General features: G+C 61.9%; 13 protein-coding genes. 8 read left to right on the top strand and 5 right to left on the bottom strand.

Going from position 1 to position 18,835, the window contains the following annotated elements; translation table 11 throughout:
- Nucleotides 1–33 precede the first annotated feature (33 nt).
- Complete coding sequence (locus tag C4K27_RS20890; RefSeq protein ID WP_053261985.1) at nt 34–924, bottom strand: LysR family transcriptional regulator; 891 nt, start codon at nt 922–924, stop codon at nt 34–36.
- 140 nt (nt 925–1,064) lie between these two features.
- Here C4K27_RS20890 and C4K27_RS20885 point away from each other — a divergent pair, with 140 nt between their 5' ends.
- Nucleotides 1,065–2,489 carry an MFS transporter gene (locus C4K27_RS20885; protein WP_053261984.1) on the top strand — a complete coding sequence of 475 codons (1,425 nt, stop codon included), beginning with the start codon at nt 1,065–1,067 and terminating at the stop codon, nt 2,487–2,489.
- 109 nt (nt 2,490–2,598) lie between these two features.
- On the opposite strand, the gene C4K27_RS20880 is transcribed toward C4K27_RS20885, so the two are convergent.
- From C4K27_RS20880 to C4K27_RS20870, 3 genes are all read right to left on the bottom strand, one after another.
- Nucleotides 2,599–3,996: a phospholipase effector Tle1 domain-containing protein gene (locus C4K27_RS20880; RefSeq protein ID WP_223816025.1), complete on the bottom strand. Its 1,398-nt coding sequence runs from the start codon at nt 3,994–3,996 to the stop codon at nt 2,599–2,601.
- 301 nt (nt 3,997–4,297) lie between these two features.
- Complete coding sequence (locus tag C4K27_RS20875; protein ID WP_053261982.1) at nt 4,298–5,074, bottom strand: nucleotidyltransferase domain-containing protein; 777 nt, start codon at nt 5,072–5,074, stop codon at nt 4,298–4,300.
- Nucleotides 5,075–5,188: 114 nt separating this feature from the next.
- Nucleotides 5,189–5,779, bottom strand: coding sequence for a hypothetical protein (locus tag C4K27_RS20870; RefSeq protein ID WP_053261981.1), 591 nt, complete (start codon nt 5,777–5,779; stop codon nt 5,189–5,191).
- A 440-nt stretch (nt 5,780–6,219) separates the two neighbouring features.
- Between C4K27_RS20870 and katG the strand changes: the two genes are divergently transcribed.
- The 6 genes from katG to C4K27_RS20840 all read left to right on the top strand — a co-directional run bounded on the left by katG (nt 6,220) and on the right by C4K27_RS20840 (nt 16,087).
- Nucleotides 6,220–8,484, top strand: coding sequence for a catalase/peroxidase HPI (gene katG, locus C4K27_RS20865; protein ID WP_053261980.1), 2,265 nt, complete (start codon nt 6,220–6,222; stop codon nt 8,482–8,484).
- Nucleotides 8,485–9,117: 633 nt separating this feature from the next.
- Nucleotides 9,118–11,649 (top strand): type VI secretion system Vgr family protein, encoded by a 2,532-nt coding sequence (locus C4K27_RS20860; protein ID WP_053261979.1) that lies wholly within the window; start codon nt 9,118–9,120, stop codon nt 11,647–11,649.
- Nucleotides 11,646–13,346: an esterase/lipase family protein gene (locus C4K27_RS20855; RefSeq protein WP_053261978.1), complete on the top strand. Its 1,701-nt coding sequence runs from the start codon at nt 11,646–11,648 to the stop codon at nt 13,344–13,346. Before C4K27_RS20860 ends, C4K27_RS20855 begins: the two co-directional genes overlap by 4 nt.
- The gene (locus tag C4K27_RS20850) at nt 13,343–14,482 is read left to right on the top strand and encodes a T6SS immunity protein Tli4 family protein (protein WP_053261977.1); all 1,140 of its coding nucleotides are present in this window, start codon (nt 13,343–13,345) and stop codon (nt 14,480–14,482) included. Before C4K27_RS20855 ends, C4K27_RS20850 begins: the two co-directional genes overlap by 4 nt.
- Nucleotides 14,483–14,728: 246 nt before the next feature.
- On the top strand, nt 14,729–15,754 hold the full coding sequence (locus tag C4K27_RS31290) for a T6SS immunity protein Tli4 family protein (protein WP_238437615.1): 1,026 nt from the start codon (nt 14,729–14,731) through the stop codon (nt 15,752–15,754).
- Between the two features lie 72 nt (nt 15,755–15,826).
- The gene (locus tag C4K27_RS20840) at nt 15,827–16,087 is read left to right on the top strand and encodes a PAAR domain-containing protein (RefSeq protein WP_053261975.1); all 261 of its coding nucleotides are present in this window, start codon (nt 15,827–15,829) and stop codon (nt 16,085–16,087) included.
- 162 nt (nt 16,088–16,249) lie between these two features.
- On the opposite strand, the gene C4K27_RS20835 is transcribed toward C4K27_RS20840, so the two are convergent.
- On the bottom strand, nt 16,250–17,299 hold the full coding sequence (locus C4K27_RS20835) for an AraC family transcriptional regulator (RefSeq protein ID WP_238437614.1): 1,050 nt from the start codon (nt 17,297–17,299) through the stop codon (nt 16,250–16,252).
- 61 nt (nt 17,300–17,360) lie between these two features.
- Here C4K27_RS20835 and C4K27_RS20830 point away from each other — a divergent pair, with 61 nt between their 5' ends.
- Nucleotides 17,361–18,821, top strand: coding sequence for a flavin-containing monooxygenase (locus C4K27_RS20830; protein WP_053261974.1), 1,461 nt, complete (start codon nt 17,361–17,363; stop codon nt 18,819–18,821).
- The last annotated feature ends 14 nt before the right edge of the window (nt 18,822–18,835 follow it).

Here is an 18,835-nt window from a genome sequence, read left to right as displayed (position 1 = left end):
GTGGCGGTACATGACTGCCCAGGGTTTTCCCGATCACTGTGCACACACCTCCCGCACGCAGTCGCGCAACCAGCGATGCGCCGGGTCGCTGTTCATGCGTGGATGCCAGAGCATGGACACGGTGATTTCCGGCGTGTCCAGCGGCAGGGCGAAGCTGTGCAGGCCGCTGCGCAGGTTGTGGGTGTGGCGCTCGGGGACGGCGGCGATCAGGTCCGAAGCGCGGACCAGGGCCAGGGCGGCGGAGAAACCGCCAACGACGGTGGCGATATCGCGCGCCAGGCCCGCCGCCTGCAACGCATCGTCCACCAGCCCGCGACCTGGGCCCTGGCGCGATACCAGCACATGCTCGCCGGCGGCGTAACGGGCGGCGCTGATCGGCCCGCGGCTCAGCGGATGGCCGTTGCGCACCACGCCGATAAAACGATCGCGGAACAGCGCGCGGGTGTGGATTTCCGGGCTGGCGTTGGCGTCCACCACGCCAGTGTCGAGGTCGACCGTGCCGTCGCGCAGGGGCGTGCTGTCCTTGCTGGTTTTCTGCATGAAATGCAGGCGTACCCCAGGGGCTTCGGCGCGCAGGCGAGCGACCAGGGCCGGGCCGAAGTTCTCGACGAAACCGTCGCTGCTGCGCAGGGTGAAGGTGCGCACCAGGCGCTGCAGGTCGAGCCGTTCGACGGGGCGCAACATGGCTTCGGCGTCCTGCACCAGATGGCCGACCCGCTCGCGCAGTTCCAGGGCGCGCGGGGTCGGCACCAGGCCGCGGCCGGCGCGCACCAGCAGCGGATCGCCGGTGGTTTCGCGCAGGCGCGCCAGGGCCCGGCTCATCGCCGACGGGCTTAGCCGCAGGCGCTGGGCGGCGCGCGCCACACTGCCTTCGGCGAGCAGCACGTCGAGGGTGATCAGCAGATTGAGATCGGGTGTGGACATGGCGGCGGTCCCGTCTGGCATAAAAGTGAGATGGCGTCAGGCGCACGAATAACCTGCAAGGGTTGCGTCTTCCGCCATGTTAGACCGCGGGCTAGATTGGCGACAGCGCCGTTTCGCGCGGGTCAGAACGGGAGTGCAGAGTGAAGCCAGTCAGTAGCGGAACAGAACCGGACGTTGTGTCAGCCGGCTGGGCGCTGGCCAGCCTGTCGCTGTCGATGTTGCTGGCGTCGCTGGGCACCAGCATCGCCAACGTCGGCTTGCCGACCCTGGTGCAGGCGTTCGGGGCGAGCTTCCAGCAGGTGCAGTGGGTGGTCCTTGCCTACCTGCTGGCGATGACCGCGCTGATCGTCAGTGTCGGCCGGCTCGGCGACCTGTTGGGACGGCGGCGCCTGCTGCTGGTGGGGATCCTGCTGTTCACCCTGGCCTCGATGCTCTGCGCCGCCGCCCCGACGCTGGGGATGCTGATCGGCGCCCGGGCACTGCAGGGCGTCGGCGCGGCGATCATGATGGCGCTGGCCCTGGCCCTGGTTGGCGAGACGGTCAGCAAGGCCCGCACCGGCAGCGCCATGGGCCTGCTGGGCACGATGTCGGCGATCGGCACCGCCCTCGGCCCGTCCCTGGGCGGGGGATTGATCGCCGGGTTCGGCTGGCAGGCGTTGTTCCTGGCCTGCGTGCCGTTGGGCGGGCTGACCTGGGTGCTGGCTTATCGCTATCTGCCGGCTGCTGGCCGGGCGCGGGCCCTTGAACGAGGCGCGTTCGACCCGCTGGGCACCTTGCTGCTGGCCCTTACGCTGCTGGCCTACGGGCTGGCCATGACCCTGGGCCGCGGCCATTTCGGCCTGCTCAACGCCGGGCTGCTGTTGGCGGCGCTGATGGCGGCCGGCCTGTTTGTCTGGGTGGAAGCGCGGGTGGCCGCGCCGCTGATACGCCTGGCGCTGTTTCGCGATGCGGCCTTGAGCGGCAGCCTGGCCATGAGTGCGCTGGTCTCGACGGTGATGATGGCGACGCTGGTGGTCGGGCCTTTTTACCTGGCCCACGGGCTCGGGCTGGAAACCTTCGCGGTGGGCCTGGCGATGTCGCTCGGCCCCTGTGTCACCGCGCTGAGCGGCGTGCCGGCCGGGCGCATCGCCGATCGTTTGGGCGTGCGGCCGATGATTCTCGCCGGTCTCGGCGCCATGGTCCTCGGTTGCCTGATGCTGGCCTTGCTGCCGGCGAGCCTGGGCATTGGCGGCTACCTGGCGCCCATCGTTGTCATCACCCTGGGCTATGCGACGTTTCAGACCGCCAACAACACCGCGGTGATGAGCGAGGTGGGCGCCGAACAGCGCGGGGTGATTTCCGGCCTGCTCAACCTGTCGCGCAACCTCGGGCTGATCACCGGCGCCTCGCTGATGGGCGCGGTGTTCGCCGCGGTGACAGGGGACCTGAGCACGGCAAGCGCCGAGGCCGTCGGCAGTGGTATGGGCTTCACCTTCGCCCTGGCCGCGGGGCTGGTGGTCATGGCGTTGTCTGTTGCGCTGGCCAGCCAGCTGCGTGGGCGGCAGGCAGTGGATTCGACGGTTTAGCCCGCAGGCAGCGTCGGCCGACCGCAAACATCTTCTGTAGGAGCGAGGCGTGGCGGGGAGCGGCTGCGATTGCGTGGGACAATCGCGGGCCGTTCCTGGTCCGATAGTTTTATTGGGCACTCTCGACGTTCACCGCGTCGTTGTTTGCGCCTTTCCTGACGGTGCCGTTGGTGGTTGTGCAGTTGGCTTTGTAGGTGCCGACAATGGTGTAGTTGCGCTCCAGGTCGTCGTTCTGGCAGCGTTCGCGCCTGGCGTAACCCAGGTTGATCGGGTCGTAGCGGGCCTCGGGTTCGCGCAAGGGATGAGGCGCCTTCAATTGGGGGATGTCCATTCTCAAAAACACACTGGCATGGACCTTGTCTCGTTCCACCGGTTTGCGGCGAATCAGCCCGGCTTCCTTGTAGGCGGAACTGATCACGTATTTGGCATCGTGGAATTCATCATGCAGCGGACCGCCGATGCACTCGGCCGGCCAGCTCGTGCTGTTGGCGAATAGGCCGTCGCTCTCGAGGTTCTTCAGCATCCAGCGCAGCGGGATGGTCTCCAGCCCCTGGCCGCCCTTGGCATACGGGCTTTCACCGCACTTGGCGGTGTCCGGGTCATTGAGGTAACCGCCCCCCACATCGGCATGTGCGCCGGCGAACCATACCTCTTCCAGTACCTGTGATTTCGATTGCTGCAGGCCGAAGCGCAGCAGGCGGAACGAGGCCCTCTGTTCGTCCAGGGACATGGCGTGGTAACCGCGCTCGGCATACAGCTCCAGGCGGTGTTCGTCGGGCTCTTCCTTCAGATTGGTGCCCACCGCCGGTACGGTGTCGAATACCCCGATGACTTTGACCACGACTTTTTCAGCGCTCTTGTCGGGGGTGTCGCCATAGACCCTGATGCCGTTGTCGTGCCGGTACTGCGCCAGAAGCTTGCGCAGCTTGTCGTCGAACCCAGGCACGCCATCGTTTCTTGACTTGTAGATGTCGTACATGTCTTCGACCACATCGTGCATATGGCCGGTCCAGCCCCACAGGAAACTGTCGTCGCGGCTATCGGCTTTCAGGTTGCTGGGCAGGCCGGCGACTTCGATAAAACCGTTCAACGAACGAGCAGTGAAGGCGCCGCGGCTGAAACCGAAGATATAGATCTCGTCACCAGGCCGGTACGCTTCGATCAGAAAGCGGTAGGCCTGGCGGATATTCAGGCTGACCCCGCTGCCGAACAGGGCACCGAAGGGAGTAGTAATGCTGGTGGCCACGCCCTTGTCGTAATAGGGAATGACCCTGGCCCCGTTCCTGGCCTGCTCGAGCGCCTGGTTGTACATGCGCCAGATATTGGTGTTGTCCTCCTTGGTATTTTCCGTGCCGTCGAGCAGCACCACGAGTTTTCTGGGCTTGGCATCGCTGTACAGGCAGTCGAGGAGTTTCCAGCGCTCCCGGACTTTGAAATAGCCGTCTTCAATACCCTCAGTATCGAACGCATTCGCGCACTTTTGTGCCGAGGCCTGCGATGGGGCCATTCGGGCTTTGCTCAGTAATTGGGTGTCGAGAGCTTGTGTGGTTTGCAGTTTGATCGCGCTGTTGTGTGGGGTGGAACAGGCTGACAGGAGGGCGAGGCTCAACAGAAGGGCGATGCGCATTTCGAAGGTCTCCGTGACCGGATACGGAAGGCGTGGCAATGCAGCCGATGGAGGTCGGTGAGGGTGCCCCGCTGGCTGCTCAAGTGAACCTAGTCGAAGGTTGTCAAAATGCCATCATCGGGTCGGAATCAGGTTCCCCAAAGCGACGCCAGTGCCATGAGCGGAGAGGGCGTGCCAGGAATCACCCCACGCTTTCCCCTGCCAGCAACGCGCTGTAGGCCCGCAACCGCCGCACGAATTCACTCACCGAACCCTGGGAAACATAGGCCTGCTTGAGGAAGAACGCGGCGTACTCGGCCATCCCTGGTTCGGCCGCCGTCAGCAGCTGCGCATGCTCCTCCAGGGTGGTCGGCCAGCCGCGCTCCTGTTCGCCGCGCAGCAGGTTGGCCGAGCGCAGCGCCTTGCGCGCCGCAGCCCGTTGCAGGCGTTGTTGCTGCAACGGTTCGCGGCTTTGTTCCAGCTGCCGAGCGTAGCCTTCCAGTACCTGGGGGAAGTCGCCATTCAGTGCCAGGGCGATGGTCCGGCTCGGGCGGAAAGGCTCGAAGCGCAGCCCCAGGTCGTTGCCCCAGATGCAGCGGCACTGATGCTTGAGCCAGAAACCCCAGCGGTAGCGATTGTCGGGCGCCAGCACCTCGTTGAGCACGCCGATATCGAAATCGATCTTCGACACTTCCGGGTGCCGCGCTTCCAGCGCTTGCCGAGTCTGCTCCAGCCGCTGGCGCTCCGCGGGGCTCGGTGCCCAGGCCAGGACCAGGGTCACATCCAGGTCGGAGGTACCCGGCCGCGCGTCGCCACGGGCCACGCTGCCGTACAGGTACAGGCCATCGAGCAGCGCCGGAAAGCGCCGCGAGAGCATCGCGCGCAACTCATCCACCAGAGGGCTGAACGCCGGTTGCAACGGCTGGTCGGGTAGGGACTGGATAAAACCTTCGGCGTCGACGCCTGGGTACTGCGACATGGTGATCTCGGTGGGGCAATGGCGATGAAAACCGCCCGGGCCAGGCGGGCGATTGGCAGACAGTCTGGCTGACTTCACGGATCGCGCAAGCCGGCGCGGTTCAACGCCACGCCGTCACGGGTCGAGGCTCGCCAGATCGTTACCGAGGGGCGTCGGCGACTCGCCGTTGATCGCGCACAACAGCGCCGTGATGGCTTCCCCCTCGACCATGCCGCGCTCTTGCAGCAGGTCCGCCACCGCGCCGACCGCCGGCCAGTAGCGATGCACCAGGCAACTGGCGCGGGCCAGGGCCCGGGATTCGGCGTCGAGCAGCTTGCGCGGTGGCAGCAGGCTGATCAGCTCATGAGCGCGGCTCAGGTCGCCGCGGCCGCTGCCTCTTATCAGCCTGTCGGATCGGCCATGGCGATAGATCGCTTCGGCCACGGGGCCGGCAAAGCAATGCAGCAGGTCGCGCTCGATGGACTCAATCATCGATGGCAGGTATTCGGCGATCCCCGGGGCGTCGAAGGCCGGGCGCGGGACCAGGTAATCGGCTTCCACCAACCCCTCTACATAGCGCGGGTTGCCGCGCCGATCGAGCATCGGACCCGCGTCGGCTTCGGCCCTGGTGCGCACGGTAATGCGGGCGATCGGTTGACCGTTCCACCAGAAGGCCAGGGCGTGGCCGGCTTCGTGGATGGCCGTGCAACGCGGGCGCTGGTTCATGGTCTTCTCCCGTGCTCTGTACGCGTCGGGCGGACGAAAAAGGCGGGGCATCAGTCGCAAAAGCCGTCAGAGCCCCCGCGGGGCTGTCTCTATCATTGGCTTCGGCCGTGGGCCCCGGGTAAAAGTTTGTCCCTATCAACAACCAATAGTCCGGCTATTAGCGATCCGCCACAGAGGGTCTAGCCTTAATTCAGCGCTGGCGCGAGCCGGCCGGATGAGACCTGATCAAGAGATAACGAAGAACGAGTCAGAAGCGTACTGGGCTTACCGTGGGCCACCGTCCTGGCAACTCGCTTGCCGCTCTGCAACATGCCCTGTGGCCACACCCATCAGTTGAGCGAACTGTGAGCCCCGCAACCTATGTCATTGCTTTCGCCTGTCGCTATTTCGTGCCCATCTGGGGCGGATAGCTGGATGAATACGACCAAAGGTAGCTCCTCATGGCAAACGAATCGAAATGCCCGTTCAACCACGCCGCCGGCGGTGGGGTAACCAACCGCGACTGGTGGCCGAACCAACTGAACCTGAAGATCCTGCACCAGCACTCGTCCCTGTCCGACCCCATGGGCGAGGACTTCAACTATGCCGAAGCCTTCAAACGCCTGGATTTCCAGGCCCTGAAACAAGACCTGCATGCGCTGATGACCGACTCCCAGGACTGGTGGCCCGCCGACTTCGGCCACTATGGGCCGCTGTTCATCCGCATGGCCTGGCACAGCGCCGGGACCTACCGCGTCGGTGACGGCCGTGGCGGCGCCGGTTCTGGCCAGCAGCGTTTCGCCCCGCTCAACAGCTGGCCGGATAACGTCAGCCTCGACAAGGCGCGCCGGCTGCTGTGGCCGATCAAGCAGAAGTACGGCCGCAACATCTCCTGGGCCGACCTGATCGTGCTCACCGGCAACGTCGCCCTGGAATCCATGGGCTTCAAGACCTTCGGTTTTTCCGGCGGTCGCCCGGACGCCTGGGAGCCGGACGAAGACGTCTATTGGGGCTCGGAAAACAAATGGCTGGGTGGCGACACCCGCTATGGCAAACCGGATAAAGCCGCCATGCAGGAACCTGGCGAGGGCCAGTTGGTGGCCGAGCCTGGCAATGAAGAAAGCCGCACCGACCAGGGGCGCAACCTGGAGAACCCCCTGGCCGCGGTGCAGATGGGCCTGATCTATGTGAACCCCGAAGGCCCCGAGGGCAACCCGGACCCGGTGGCCGCCGGGGTGGATATCCGCGAAACCTTCGCCCGCATGGCGATGAACGATGAAGAAACCGTGGCCCTGATCGCCGGCGGCCACGCCTTCGGCAAGACCCACGGCGCCGGCCCCGCCAACAATGTCGGCGCCGAGCCTGAAGCCGCCGGCCTGGAACTGCAGGGCCTGGGCTGGAAGAGCACTTTCGGCAGTGGCAAGGGCGCCGACACCATCACCAGCGGCCTGGAAGTGACCTGGACCACCACGCCCACCCGCTGGAGCAACAACTACCTGGAAAACCTGTTCGGCTTCGAGTGGGAACTGACCAAGAGCCCGGCGGGCGCGCACCAGTGGACGCCCAAAGGTGGCGCCGGCGCCGGCATCATCCCCGATGCCCACGACCCCTCCAAGCGGCGCAACCCGACCATGCTGACCACCGACCTGTCGCTGCGCTTCGACCCGATCTACGAGCCGATCTCGCGACGCTTCCTGGCGAACCCTGATCAGCTGGCCGACGCCTTCGCCCGCGCCTGGTTCAAGTTGATCCACCGCGACATGGGCCCGCTCTCGCGCTACCTCGGCCCGGAACTGCCCCACGAAGAACTGCTGTGGCAAGACCCGATCCCCGCGGTGGACCATGCCCTGGTCAACGACAGCGATATCGCCGCACTCAAGGCCAAATTGCTGGCCTCGGGCCTGTCGGTGTCGCAACTGGTGTCCACCGCCTGGGCGGCGGCGTTCAGCTTCCGTGGCTCCGACAAACGCGGCGGCGCCAACGGCGGGCGCCTGCGCCTCGCCCCGCAAAAGGACTGGCCAGTCAACCAGCCCGAGCAACTGGCCAAGGTGCTGGCGACCCTCGAAGGGATCCAGAAGGATTTCAACAGTGCGCAATCCGGTGGCAAGAAAATCTCCCTGGCCGACCTGATCGTGCTCGGCGGTAGCGCCGGCATCGAACAGGCCGCGAAAAACGCCGGCCTCGACATCAGCGTGCCGTTCTCCCCAGGGCGCATGGACGCCAGCCAGGAGCAGACGGACGTCGAGTCGTTCGGCTACCTCGAACCCATCGCCGATGGTTTTCGCAACTACCTCAAGACCCGCTACGCGGTACCGGCCGAAGCGCTGCTGATCGACAAGGCGCAACTGCTGACCCTCACCGCCCCCCAAATGACGGCGCTGATCGGCGGCCTGCGCGTGCTCGACATCAACGTCGGCCACACCCCGCACGGCGTCTTCACCACACGGCCGGGCGCGCTGACCAACGACTTCTTCGTCAACCTGCTGGACATGGGCGTGGAATGGAAACCTGTCTCCGACGCCCAGCAAGAGTTCGAAGCCCGCGACCGCAAGACCGGCCAGGTCAAATGGACCGGCACCCGCGTCGACCTGGTCTTCGGCTCCAACGCCCAGTTGCGGGCCCTGGCCGAGTTCTATGCCAGCGCGGATGCGCAGGGGCAGTTCGTGAAGGACTTTGTCGCGGCCTGGGTCAAGGTGATGAATCTGGATCGGTTTGATTTGCGGTGAGGGGAAGCGCCTTGAGGTCTGGAAACAGGGCTCTCGACCCGATGGTTCAGGTCGGGGGCACCAGGCCGGAGGTAGGCGCCTCATAAACCATTCGGTGTTTTTGAAAGTTGCTAACGCCTCCCAGTGTGGAGGCGTTTTTTTGTCCGAGGGGAAGGTGCAGTGACTGTTCGCGGAGTGGCGATTGCCTGGGCTCATTGGCACAGGACGGGGGATATCCACCTCTTGAAAGGTGTCGATAACCTGTCCTTTCTCTGACTACTCAAGTGCATTTGATCTGATCAGGATCAGGTTTTCCTTACGGCAATTTTGGATAATTCCTACCCCTATACCTTCGTCTCTTTGGGTATGGTGGCAAGCCTGATTTGGACGCCTGATGTGGCGGCCACAGGCCCATCAGATCAGGCGTCGAGAACATGCAAGCGGTGTGAGTGCGGAGTTGACCCTCGTGCATTTTTACAAATAGGCTGCTGCCCTGATGTGCTGCCTGGGCAGATGAACAGCGCTGGATTGTTCAGGCATTTCCGGGGCGGACCCAGGTATCGGTCCAGGTAAAACAAGGTGCGGTTGACGCTTGGTTTTGGACGCCAAGTTCGTACACCGGGCGCCTCAATACGTTGACCAAGGATGAGTCATATGCGTCAAAGGGATTTGAGATTCACCTTCTCCGTGCTGTCCGGGCGGATGGAGTTCGAGGTCGTAGAGTTCACCCTGGAAGAAGCCATTTGCGAGCCTTATCGGCTGACGCTCGAACTGGCCAGCGACAACCCCACCCTCGATTTTGCCCAGGTCCTCGATCAGCCGGCATTGCTGACCATCTGGCAAGGCACCACGGCTGTCCGTCATGTGCATGGCATGGTCTCCCGCTTCACCCAGGGCAAAACCGGGTTCCGCCGCACACGTTACCGTGTCGTGGTCGAGCCACAGCTGGCCCGACTGGCCCTGAGTTCCGACTGGCGGATCTTCCAGCAGAAAAACGTGCCCGAAATACTCAAGTCGGTATTGGCCGAGCACGGCATCCTGGATTATCAGCAGAGCACTCATACCGAGCACCTGCCTCGCGAATATTGCGTCCAGGCCGGGGACACCGACCTTTATTGGTTCGACAGGCTGTCCACCGAAGAAGGCTTGTTCTACTACTTCAAATCCGACGCGACCTCCCACACGCTGATCCAGAGCGACAAACTCTACGTTCAGGAACGCATCCAGGGTGATCCGGTGCTGTACAGCGCACAGCCGGCCGCAGATGCCACGCGACCGGTGCTGTATGCGTTCAGCTACACGGAAAACGTCCGCACGGCCGAACAGACCCAGCGTGACTACACCTTCAAGCGTCCGGCTTTCGACCAGCAACAGCGTCTTGTCGGCGAAGAGCTGCAACACCAGGCCCGGCACTATGAACGCTACGATTATCCAGGGCGCTACAAGGCCAGCGCGGCCGGCAAACCCTTCACTGAAAACCGCCTGCGTGGCCACCGTCGGGACGCCCAGGGCGCCCTGGTCGAAGGTGACGATCCGCGTTTGATCCCGGGTCTTTCCTTCCAGTTGACGGGCCACCCCCGGCAAGACTTCAACCGCTGGTGGCGTTCGGTTCGCATTACCCACCGAGGCGTGCAGCACGCCAGCCAGCAGGAGGAGTCCGCCGACGCCGAAATGGGCGTGAGCTACGACTTCACCGCCGAGATCATTCCCGAAGAAATGGAATGGCGCCCGGCGCCCTTGCCCAAGCCCCGTATCGACGGGCCGCAGATCGCCAGCGTGGTGGGCCCGGAAGGCGAGGAGATCCACACCGACGAGTTTGGCCGGGTCAAGGTCCAGTTCCCCTGGGACCGGGAGGGCCGGAGCAACGAATTCAGTTCCTGCTGGGTCCGGGTCTCGCAGAACTGGGCCGGTGCTGACTGGGGCCATATGGCGATCCCGCGTATCGGCCAGGAAGTCATAGTCGATTATCTCGATGGCGACTGCGACCAGCCGATCATCACCGGCCGCACCTACCGTGCGAGCAACATGCCGCCGTACCCACTGCCCAATCACAAGATCCTCAGCACCATCAAGAGCAAGGAATACAAAGGCAGCCGTGCCAACGAACTGCGCATCGATGACACCACCAAGCAAATCAGCGCCGCGCTGATGAGCGATCACGGCAGCACCGCGCTGCACCTGGGGTACCTGACTCACCCCCGTCCCGACGGTGGCGCGCCACGGGGTGAGGGTTTCGAGCTGCGCACCGACGAGCATGGTGCGTTGCGCGCGGCCAAGGGGCTGTTGCTCAGCACCGAAGAACAGTTGAATGCCGGCGGTGGCCACCTTGATCGTGGCACCGTCGTTCAAGTGCTGGAGGCGGCGCTGCAACTGGCCAAGGGCTTGGGAGACTATGCCGCCGATCACCAGGGCATCGACCACGACACCGATCCTCAGAAAGCCCTCAGTGAAGCGGTTCGCGATCTGGGGCATGGCGCCAACGATGAGTCGGGCAAAACCAACGGTGGCACACCGGCCATCGCCCTGAGCGGCCAGGCGGGTATCGCTGCCGCCTCTCCCAACAGCGTCACGCTGGCGGCTGGGGAGCATATCGACAGCGTGGCCCAGCAGAACCAGCAACTGACGTCAGGCCAGAAGTTCGTGGTCAACGCCGGCACCGACCTCGGGCTGTTCGCCCAGGGCGGGGAGATGCGTCATATCGCTCACCAGGGGCCAATGTTGCTGCAGGCCCAGAAGAACACCATCCGCCTGGAGGCGGACCAGAGCGTAGAAGTCAGTGCAAGCAATCAGCACGTGCTGATTGCCGCGAAGGAGCACATCACCCTGATGTGTGGTGGTGCCTACCTCACCCTCAAGGGCGGCAACATCGAGCTGGGGATGCCGGGCAACTTCATTGTCAAGGCGGCCAAGCACAGTCACGTCGGACCGGCACACGCCTCGACCACCTTCAACACCTGGGACTCCACGCCATTTGATGACGCCTTTGTCCTGCGTGACGAAAACACCTTGGAGCCCCTGGCCAATACGGCGGTGGAACTGCTGCGTGGTGACGGAGCCCCGCTTAAGCTCACTACCGACGCTCAAGGTCGTTTGCCGAGGCAACAGGACCTGGCAATGGATCGGGTTCAAATACGTGTTTTGGCCAAGGGAGCCAGTATCAAGGGTGACAGGGAGTCCACCACATGAGCAGCGAAGCGAATACCCAGGAAGTGATAGTGCCGCGTGCGCGCGACAACCTGGGCCGTCCCGTCTACACCAGTCAGCTCACCCGCACTGAGGATCAGCGCGACAAGGTGTTACTGGTGAAGCAGCAGGTCACCATTCCAGTGATTTTCATTCCCGGCATCATGGGGACCAACCTGCGCAACAAGAAGACCTTGAACAGTGTCTGGAGTCCGCCCAATGCGTCGTTCAGCTTTGGCGATATCGCGGGGGCCCTGGGAGCATTGTTTGTCTGGGGTTTCCGGGGGCCGAAAAGACGACAGGAGTTGCTCAAGGCCGATGATGTCGAGGTCGATGATCGTGGAACGGTCGACCCCGGCGAATCGGGGCTGAGCGAGGAGGCCGTGCGGATGCGCGGTTGGGGCAAGGTCATGCGCACCTCCTACAACCCGATCATGGCGCTGCTGGAAAACCGGCTGGACCATATCGTCAAACAACGCGAGCTTCAGGGATGGTGGAAAGCTGAAAGCCTGCGCTCGCCTGCCGACTATGGCGAAGAGCTGGGCAGTGCCGCTCCCCTTAGCAGCGACGAACTGAGCGCGGCGGGCAAGTATCAGTTCGATGTCTGGTGCGCAGGCTACAACTGGCTGCAATCCAACCGTCAATCCGGCCAGGACGTGCGCGACTATATCGAGAACACGGTATTGCCTTTCTATCGCGAGAAGGGCGGGGTCGACCCTGAGCAACTGGCGCGGACCAAGGTCATTGTGGTCACTCACTCGATGGGTGGCCTGGTGGCCCGATCGCTGACTCAACTGCATGGCTACAAGCGGGTGCTGGGTGTGGTCCATGGCGTGCTGCCTGCCCTTGGCTCATCGGCCATCTATCACCATGTGCGCTGTGGCTACGAAGGGGTGGCCCAGGTCGTCCTCGGCGCCAACGCCGGTGAAGTCACGGCGGTAGTGGCCAACTCGCCCGGCGCGTTGGAACTGACCCCCTCCGCGGAGTACCGGGAAGGGCGCCCTTGGCTGTTCCTGTGCGACGCACAGGGGCAGGTCCTGAAGGACATCGATGGAACGCCCCGTGCTTATCCTCAGCAGGGTGATCCTTATGAGGAGATCTATAAGAGTTCAGCCTGGTATGGGTTGGTGCCGGAGCAGAATACTAAGTACCTCAATATGTCGGATGGCCTCAGTAATGCCGACGTGATGGGACCACGAGTAGTTTTCAAAAGGCTGATTGACTCTGTAGCCAAGTTTCATCGTGAACTTGCGGCGGCTGGGTATTACCCCGAAACCTACGCTCATTATGGCGCCGACGACTCCCCTGACAGGCACAGTTGGCGGGACATGATCTGGCAAGGCGATTCAACTTCCCTGGAGTCATCCGGTTCTACCGTCAAGGATGATGAGAATGGCAGTTACAACGGCTGGTTCCGCCGTGGCCTGCCTGCTGTGGTCGAAGGTCCGTTGCGGTTTGCCGTGACGCAGGAATCATCCGGCAGCGGTGGGGACGGGACCGTTCCCACCGACTCCGGACTGGCCCCTGGCAAAGCCGGCATCAAGGCCAGCTTCCGCCAGGGCGGCAAGGGCGTCGGGCAGTACAACACCGACAAAGGCTACGATCATCAAAACAGCTACAACGACAAACGTGCCCAATGGGCCACTCTCTATGGCGTTATCAAAATTGCCCAGCATGCTGACTGGGCAGGAGGTTCATGATGCGCCGGCGTCAGTTCTTCGCTGTTCTTGGCATGGTCGCCTTGACCAGTATCACCAATTGCACATCATTCTCCTCTTCTCGGAACCCTTCCATGGACAAGACCGGATGGATCACCCATTGCTATGGCAGATTTCTAATCGATTTGCCGCCCCAAGCGGAAATCAGAGCGGGGTATTACTTGCGTGGGCAGGTTATTGAGCCACTAAAGGACGATCTCGCTGCATTCACGTCCAGGATCGATCAGCACGAGCAGGAGCTTAAACGGCAGCAGCATGATACGAAGGGAAGCATGTTTGTGCGCCGGTATGATCTGGGCAAAGGCTCAACCGGGATACTGTCTTGGGCTTCCGATGCCAGCATCGAGTCGTATTACCTGTACGCTTATGCTGTTTCAGAACCTGTGTGGCAGCCTTATTACTGGAGGATTGAGATGGAGCCAGATCGCGAGCCTCGTGGCATTGAGGTCGCGAAGAACCTGGTACGCGATCTTCGCTCTCGCGAACCCAGTGAAATTCCCAGCGAGCCGGGGTTTTGCATTGATCGTGGCTATATCGCAGGCAATCACTTCCAGAGCGAACGTTTCGATATTGGCGTGACCTTCCCGAATCATCCAGGCGCTCATTTCGAATTCACTTCCAGCACTGGCGCCGAAGAGAATCGCCTGTTGGATCGGGTGGGTGGTTTCCTGGCTGGTGCCGCCAGGGCTGTTACGGGTATCGAGACCCTGCGTAAAAGGGAGCGGGGCGGTCCGGTTCCCGCTGACGAATACCTGTTGGCTGGCACCGACAAGGGGCAGCGCATCTATACGTTCGCCTGGGAAGCTCAAGGCAAAGACGGCTCTATCACCGAGCCAAATATCTCAGCTGCCCTTGGCGTACTCGAGCGTAGCCCTGACAGCAGCGGCAAACTGCCTGCACCCCCATTCAAGTCAGACAAAGAAGCACTGGAATTGTGGGACACCATTATTGGCTCTATCCGCTTGCGCCCGGTGTCTTCTGCGCCGCGTGGCAGTAACGCAGGCAGCCCCGCTCCAACTGCCCCAACGGGGAATACGAAGGCCGTGGATGACGATTACGCCATCGAGAGATTCCTGGCCGACCTGAAGCCGAACAACAACTGGATGGATGAGTTGTAGGAGCTTTGTAGGCATCAGTACGCGTTGGGGCAGAGGGTACTTCTCTCTCTGGATCATCACTCTTCACAGCCGACACTTTTCCTTCGGCGGGCATAAAGCCTGCCGAGGCAGAAGTGTCGGGTGGTACAGCGGAAAAGGACTAGACGTGAACATCATTCGAGATGATAAGGACCGCAGGGATAACGGCCGGTTTCACCGAGATTTGCCATCGATTGTCGAAGTCCTCCAGCAGTTAGAAGATTCATGATGCGTGCCCATCAGTTCCTCACTGTTCTTGGCATCGTTGCCCTGACCGGGATAACCAGTTGCACATTATTTTCTTCTTCTCGGGACCCAGTCATGGACAAGAGCGGATGGATCACCCATTGCTTTGGCAGATACCTGATCGATTTGCCGCCCCAAGCGGAAGTCAGAGCGGGTTACTACCTGTGGGGTGACAATATTGAGGCTCTCGACGAAACGCCTGCGGCCTTGGCCACCAAAATCAATCAGAGTGAGCAGGAATTAAAAAGCCAACAACATGACTCGAAGGGCAGTATGTTTCTTCGCCGGTTGGATTTTGGTGCAGGTGCATCTGGATTGTTATCTTGGTCTTCGGAAGTCGCTTCTAAGGTATATCTTCTAGATACCTACGTTGTTTCTCACCCAACATGGCGTGCTTATAGATGGAAAGGAAATGTGTCGGCAGATAGAGAGCCTCGCGCCATAGAGCTTTCTACCCTTCTAGCCCGTAGTCTTCGCTCCCGTGAGCCTAATGAAGTTCCTTCCGAGCCCGGATTTTGCATTGATCGTGCCTATATCGCAGGCAACAGTTTCCAGAGCGAACGTTTCGATATCGGCGTGACTTTCCCGGATCATCCCGGCGCCCACTTCGAATTCACCTCCAGCACCGGAGCAGAAGAGAACCGTCTGCTGGATCGGGTGAGTGGTTTCCTCGCAGGTGCCGCCAGGATGGTGCTGGGGATCGAGACCCTGCGCAAAAGGGCGCGTGGTGGACCGGTTCCGGCCGACGAATACCTGTTGGTCAGTACTGACAAGGGGCAGCGCATCTATACCTTCGCCTGGGAAGCCCAGGGCAAGGATGGCTCGATCACCGAACCCAATATCTCCGCCGCGCTCGGCGTGCTTCAACGTAGCCCCGACAGCAACGGCAGGCTGCCAGCGCCGCCATTCAAATCAGACAAAGAAGCGCTGGCGTTCTGGGACACCATCATCAGCTCCGTCCGCCTGCGCCCGGTGTCTTCGCGTGACGGTAATACAGCAGGTTCCTGAATATTTGTCCTTCGGAGGGCGCAAGGCCCAGGAGGGAGGAGTTTTTGTGAGTACAACGGAAAAGGAGCAGATATGGACATCATCCGACTCGGCGATTCCACCAGTCACGGTGGAACCGTGATCGAAGCGTTCAACCAGACCGACCTGAATGGCAAACCCATGGCCGGGGTCGGGCACAAGGTCACCTGCCCTCTATGCAAAGGTGTGTTCCCTATTGCCGAGGGCAGCGCCTTGCTGGATGTCGGCGGTGTTCCCGTGGCGCTCCATGGAATGAAAACCGCCTGTGGCGCCAGCCTGATCGCCAGTGGGCCCAAAGGCGACGCCGGGAGTTAGTCAGGTAGAGGGTGGGTAATTACACGGACTTGCCCACCCGTTTGCATTCGACCTGGCCACTCGCATTCTCCCTGGCCAGTGATTTCTTCGAGTGTGATCAACACGCGCTTTAACCATGACCAGCAGAGAACGGCCAGAAGCGGTCGTTCTGAACCCTACCCATCAACAAGTAGGCTCCCGACGAAATGACGACGGTGTTTGTCCGAACCAGCGTTTGCAGGAGCGGGTAAACGCCGACTGTTCTGGATACCCGAGAATGTCGGCAATCTGGCTCAAGGGCACCCTGGTTTCTCGCAGGTACTGCAGCGCCAGCTCCTGCCGGACACTCTCCTTGATGGCCTCGAAGTGCGTGCCCTCGGCTTGCAGTCGGCGGTGTAGGGTGCGTGGATGAAGCGCCAGCATCGCTGCGATATCGGACTTGCTGGTGTAAGTAGTGCCAAGCATCCGCTTGAGGGCTTGGCGGACACGGACGCTGACGATGTCCCCGGGCATGCGAAAGTGGCGGGACAAATAGTCTTCGGTGATCTGCCGCAGTGCCGGGTTGCTTCCCTGGATCTTGCCGTGCAGTACCGCCGCATCCAGATGCAGCGCAGCCCTCTCTTGCTCGGCGATGACCGGCGCATTGAAGAACCGACGATAGCTGCTCAGCGGGGCACTCGGCGCGTGCGGCAGGGTGACGAGCTTGAGCCTGTACTGCGACCCCATGACGAACTGGGCAATGCGGTGACTGGTTCCCAGACACAGATCGATGTTCTGGCGCTGGCTGGGGCGACCTGACAGCTGGATTTCCACGGCAAGCTCGAAAGCACCCTCGACCAGTGGGCTGACAGGATTACTGGTCACTGCCAACCCTGGACTGTGGGTGAAGAGGTAGCGGGAGGTGAGTTGCAGTGCGTCATAGACCGTCTCGGCATTCTGGATCACAACCCCCAAGGGCCCAAGGGTGCCAATATGCTGCTCCTGGGCAATTCGCAGCCCCAGATCCGGGCAGCCAGATGCTTCATTGCTGGCTTCCAGCAGGTGTGTCACGGCCCTGAGGGACAGCAGCGCGTCGTCGTCCTGCAGGACTGCGGGATTGATATGGTGCTGCAGCAGCAGAGGCGCGGGATCAATGCCGAGCTCTCGCATCACCGCGATATAGCCTGAAATCCCACTCGCGCGAACCATGGTCGTCATGGCCTGTAAGGTAAAAACAATGTCCCGTAACGTCAAGAAGCGTGTTGATTTAGAGTAGATAGTCCTCCCGGACAAGCAGTACTTCCGGGAGAGTTCGATGGCAAACGCTCAGCATTTCGATGTTCTGATAATCGGCGCCGGCATTTCTGGTATCAGCATGGCCTGCCAGCTGATCCGTGAGTGCCCCGGCAAATGCTTTTCCATCCTCGAACGGCGCAACGCCATCGGAGGTACCTGGGATCTATTCCGTTATCCCGGCATCCGCTCTGACTCGGACATGATGAGTTTAGGCTTCCGCTTCCGGCCCTGGACGGGTCGCCGAGTTCTGCCTGATGGCCCGTCGATCCGGGACTACGTGAATGAGACGGCCAAAGCGGCAGGCGTGGACAAGCACATCCAGTTCGGCATGCGCATTCTCTCTGCCGACTGGTCCACTGCCAAAGGTTGCTGGGTAGTTGAAGCCTTGCAGGAAGACAGTGGTGAGGCGCGTATCCTGACCTGCAATTTCCTTGTTTCGGCCACCGGCTACTACGACCATGACCAGGGCTATCTGCCCAATTTCCCGGGTATCGAATCCTACAAGGGCCAGTGCATTCACCCGCAACACTGGCCTGAGAGCCTGGACTACCGAGGCAAGCGTGTCGTGGTGATCGGTAGTGGCGCTACGGCGGTTACCCTGCTCCCCGCGATGGCCAATGACACCGCGCACATCACCATGCTGCAACGTTCGCCCAGCTACGTGTATTCGATGCCGGAGGTCGACAAGCTGGCCACAGTCTTGCGGCGCTATCTGCCCGATAGTTGGGTTTACCAACTGTCTCGCAAGCGCAACATCCTGCTGCAACGAACTGGCTACAAGTTCTCCCGCCGCTTCCCAAGGCTAACTCGCTGGCTGTTGTTGGCCTTGGTGCGCAAGCAACTGGGTCCGGACTTCGACATGGAGCACTTCACGCCACGCTACATGCCCTGGGATGAGCGGCTGTGCGCCGTGCCCAATGGCGACCTGTTCAGGGTGTTACGCGAAGGCAAAGCCTCGGTAGTGACCGATCATATCGAATGCTTCACCGAGTCAGGAATACTGCTGAAGTCGGGGCGCGAACTGGAAGCCGACATCGTCGTCACCGCGACCGGCTTGCGCCTGCAGGCACTGGGTGGGATGAAGCTGTCCATCGATGGCATAGAGCAGGCGGTCAACCAACGCATGACCTACAAAGGGGTGCTGGTGCAGGACATCCCGAACTTCGCCTATCTGTTTGGCTACACCAACATCGCCTGGACGCTGAAGATCGACATGGCGGCCGAGTTCGCCTGCCGTGTTCTGAATGAAATGAGCAGGCGCAAGCTGTCCATCGTCACGCCGCGAGCCCCCACGGGAGAGATCCAGGCCGAAAGCGTGTTCGGCTCTCTGCAGGCGGGCTACGTGCAGCGCGGCGGTGCATTCTTGCCTCGGCAGGGGCGCAGTGGCCCCTGGCGGGTCCTGAACCATTTCGAGCTCGATCAAGTCATGTACCGGCGTCCCGTGGATGACTCCGGCCTCGAATGGTCGCGGGAAGTATGAGCGCGGAAGCCCTG

The sequence above is a fragment of the Pseudomonas chlororaphis subsp. chlororaphis genome, assembly GCF_003945765.1.
GTDB lineage: Bacteria > Pseudomonadota > Gammaproteobacteria > Pseudomonadales > Pseudomonadaceae > Aquipseudomonas > Aquipseudomonas chlororaphis.
This window is presented reverse-complemented; position numbering and strand designations above follow the sequence as displayed.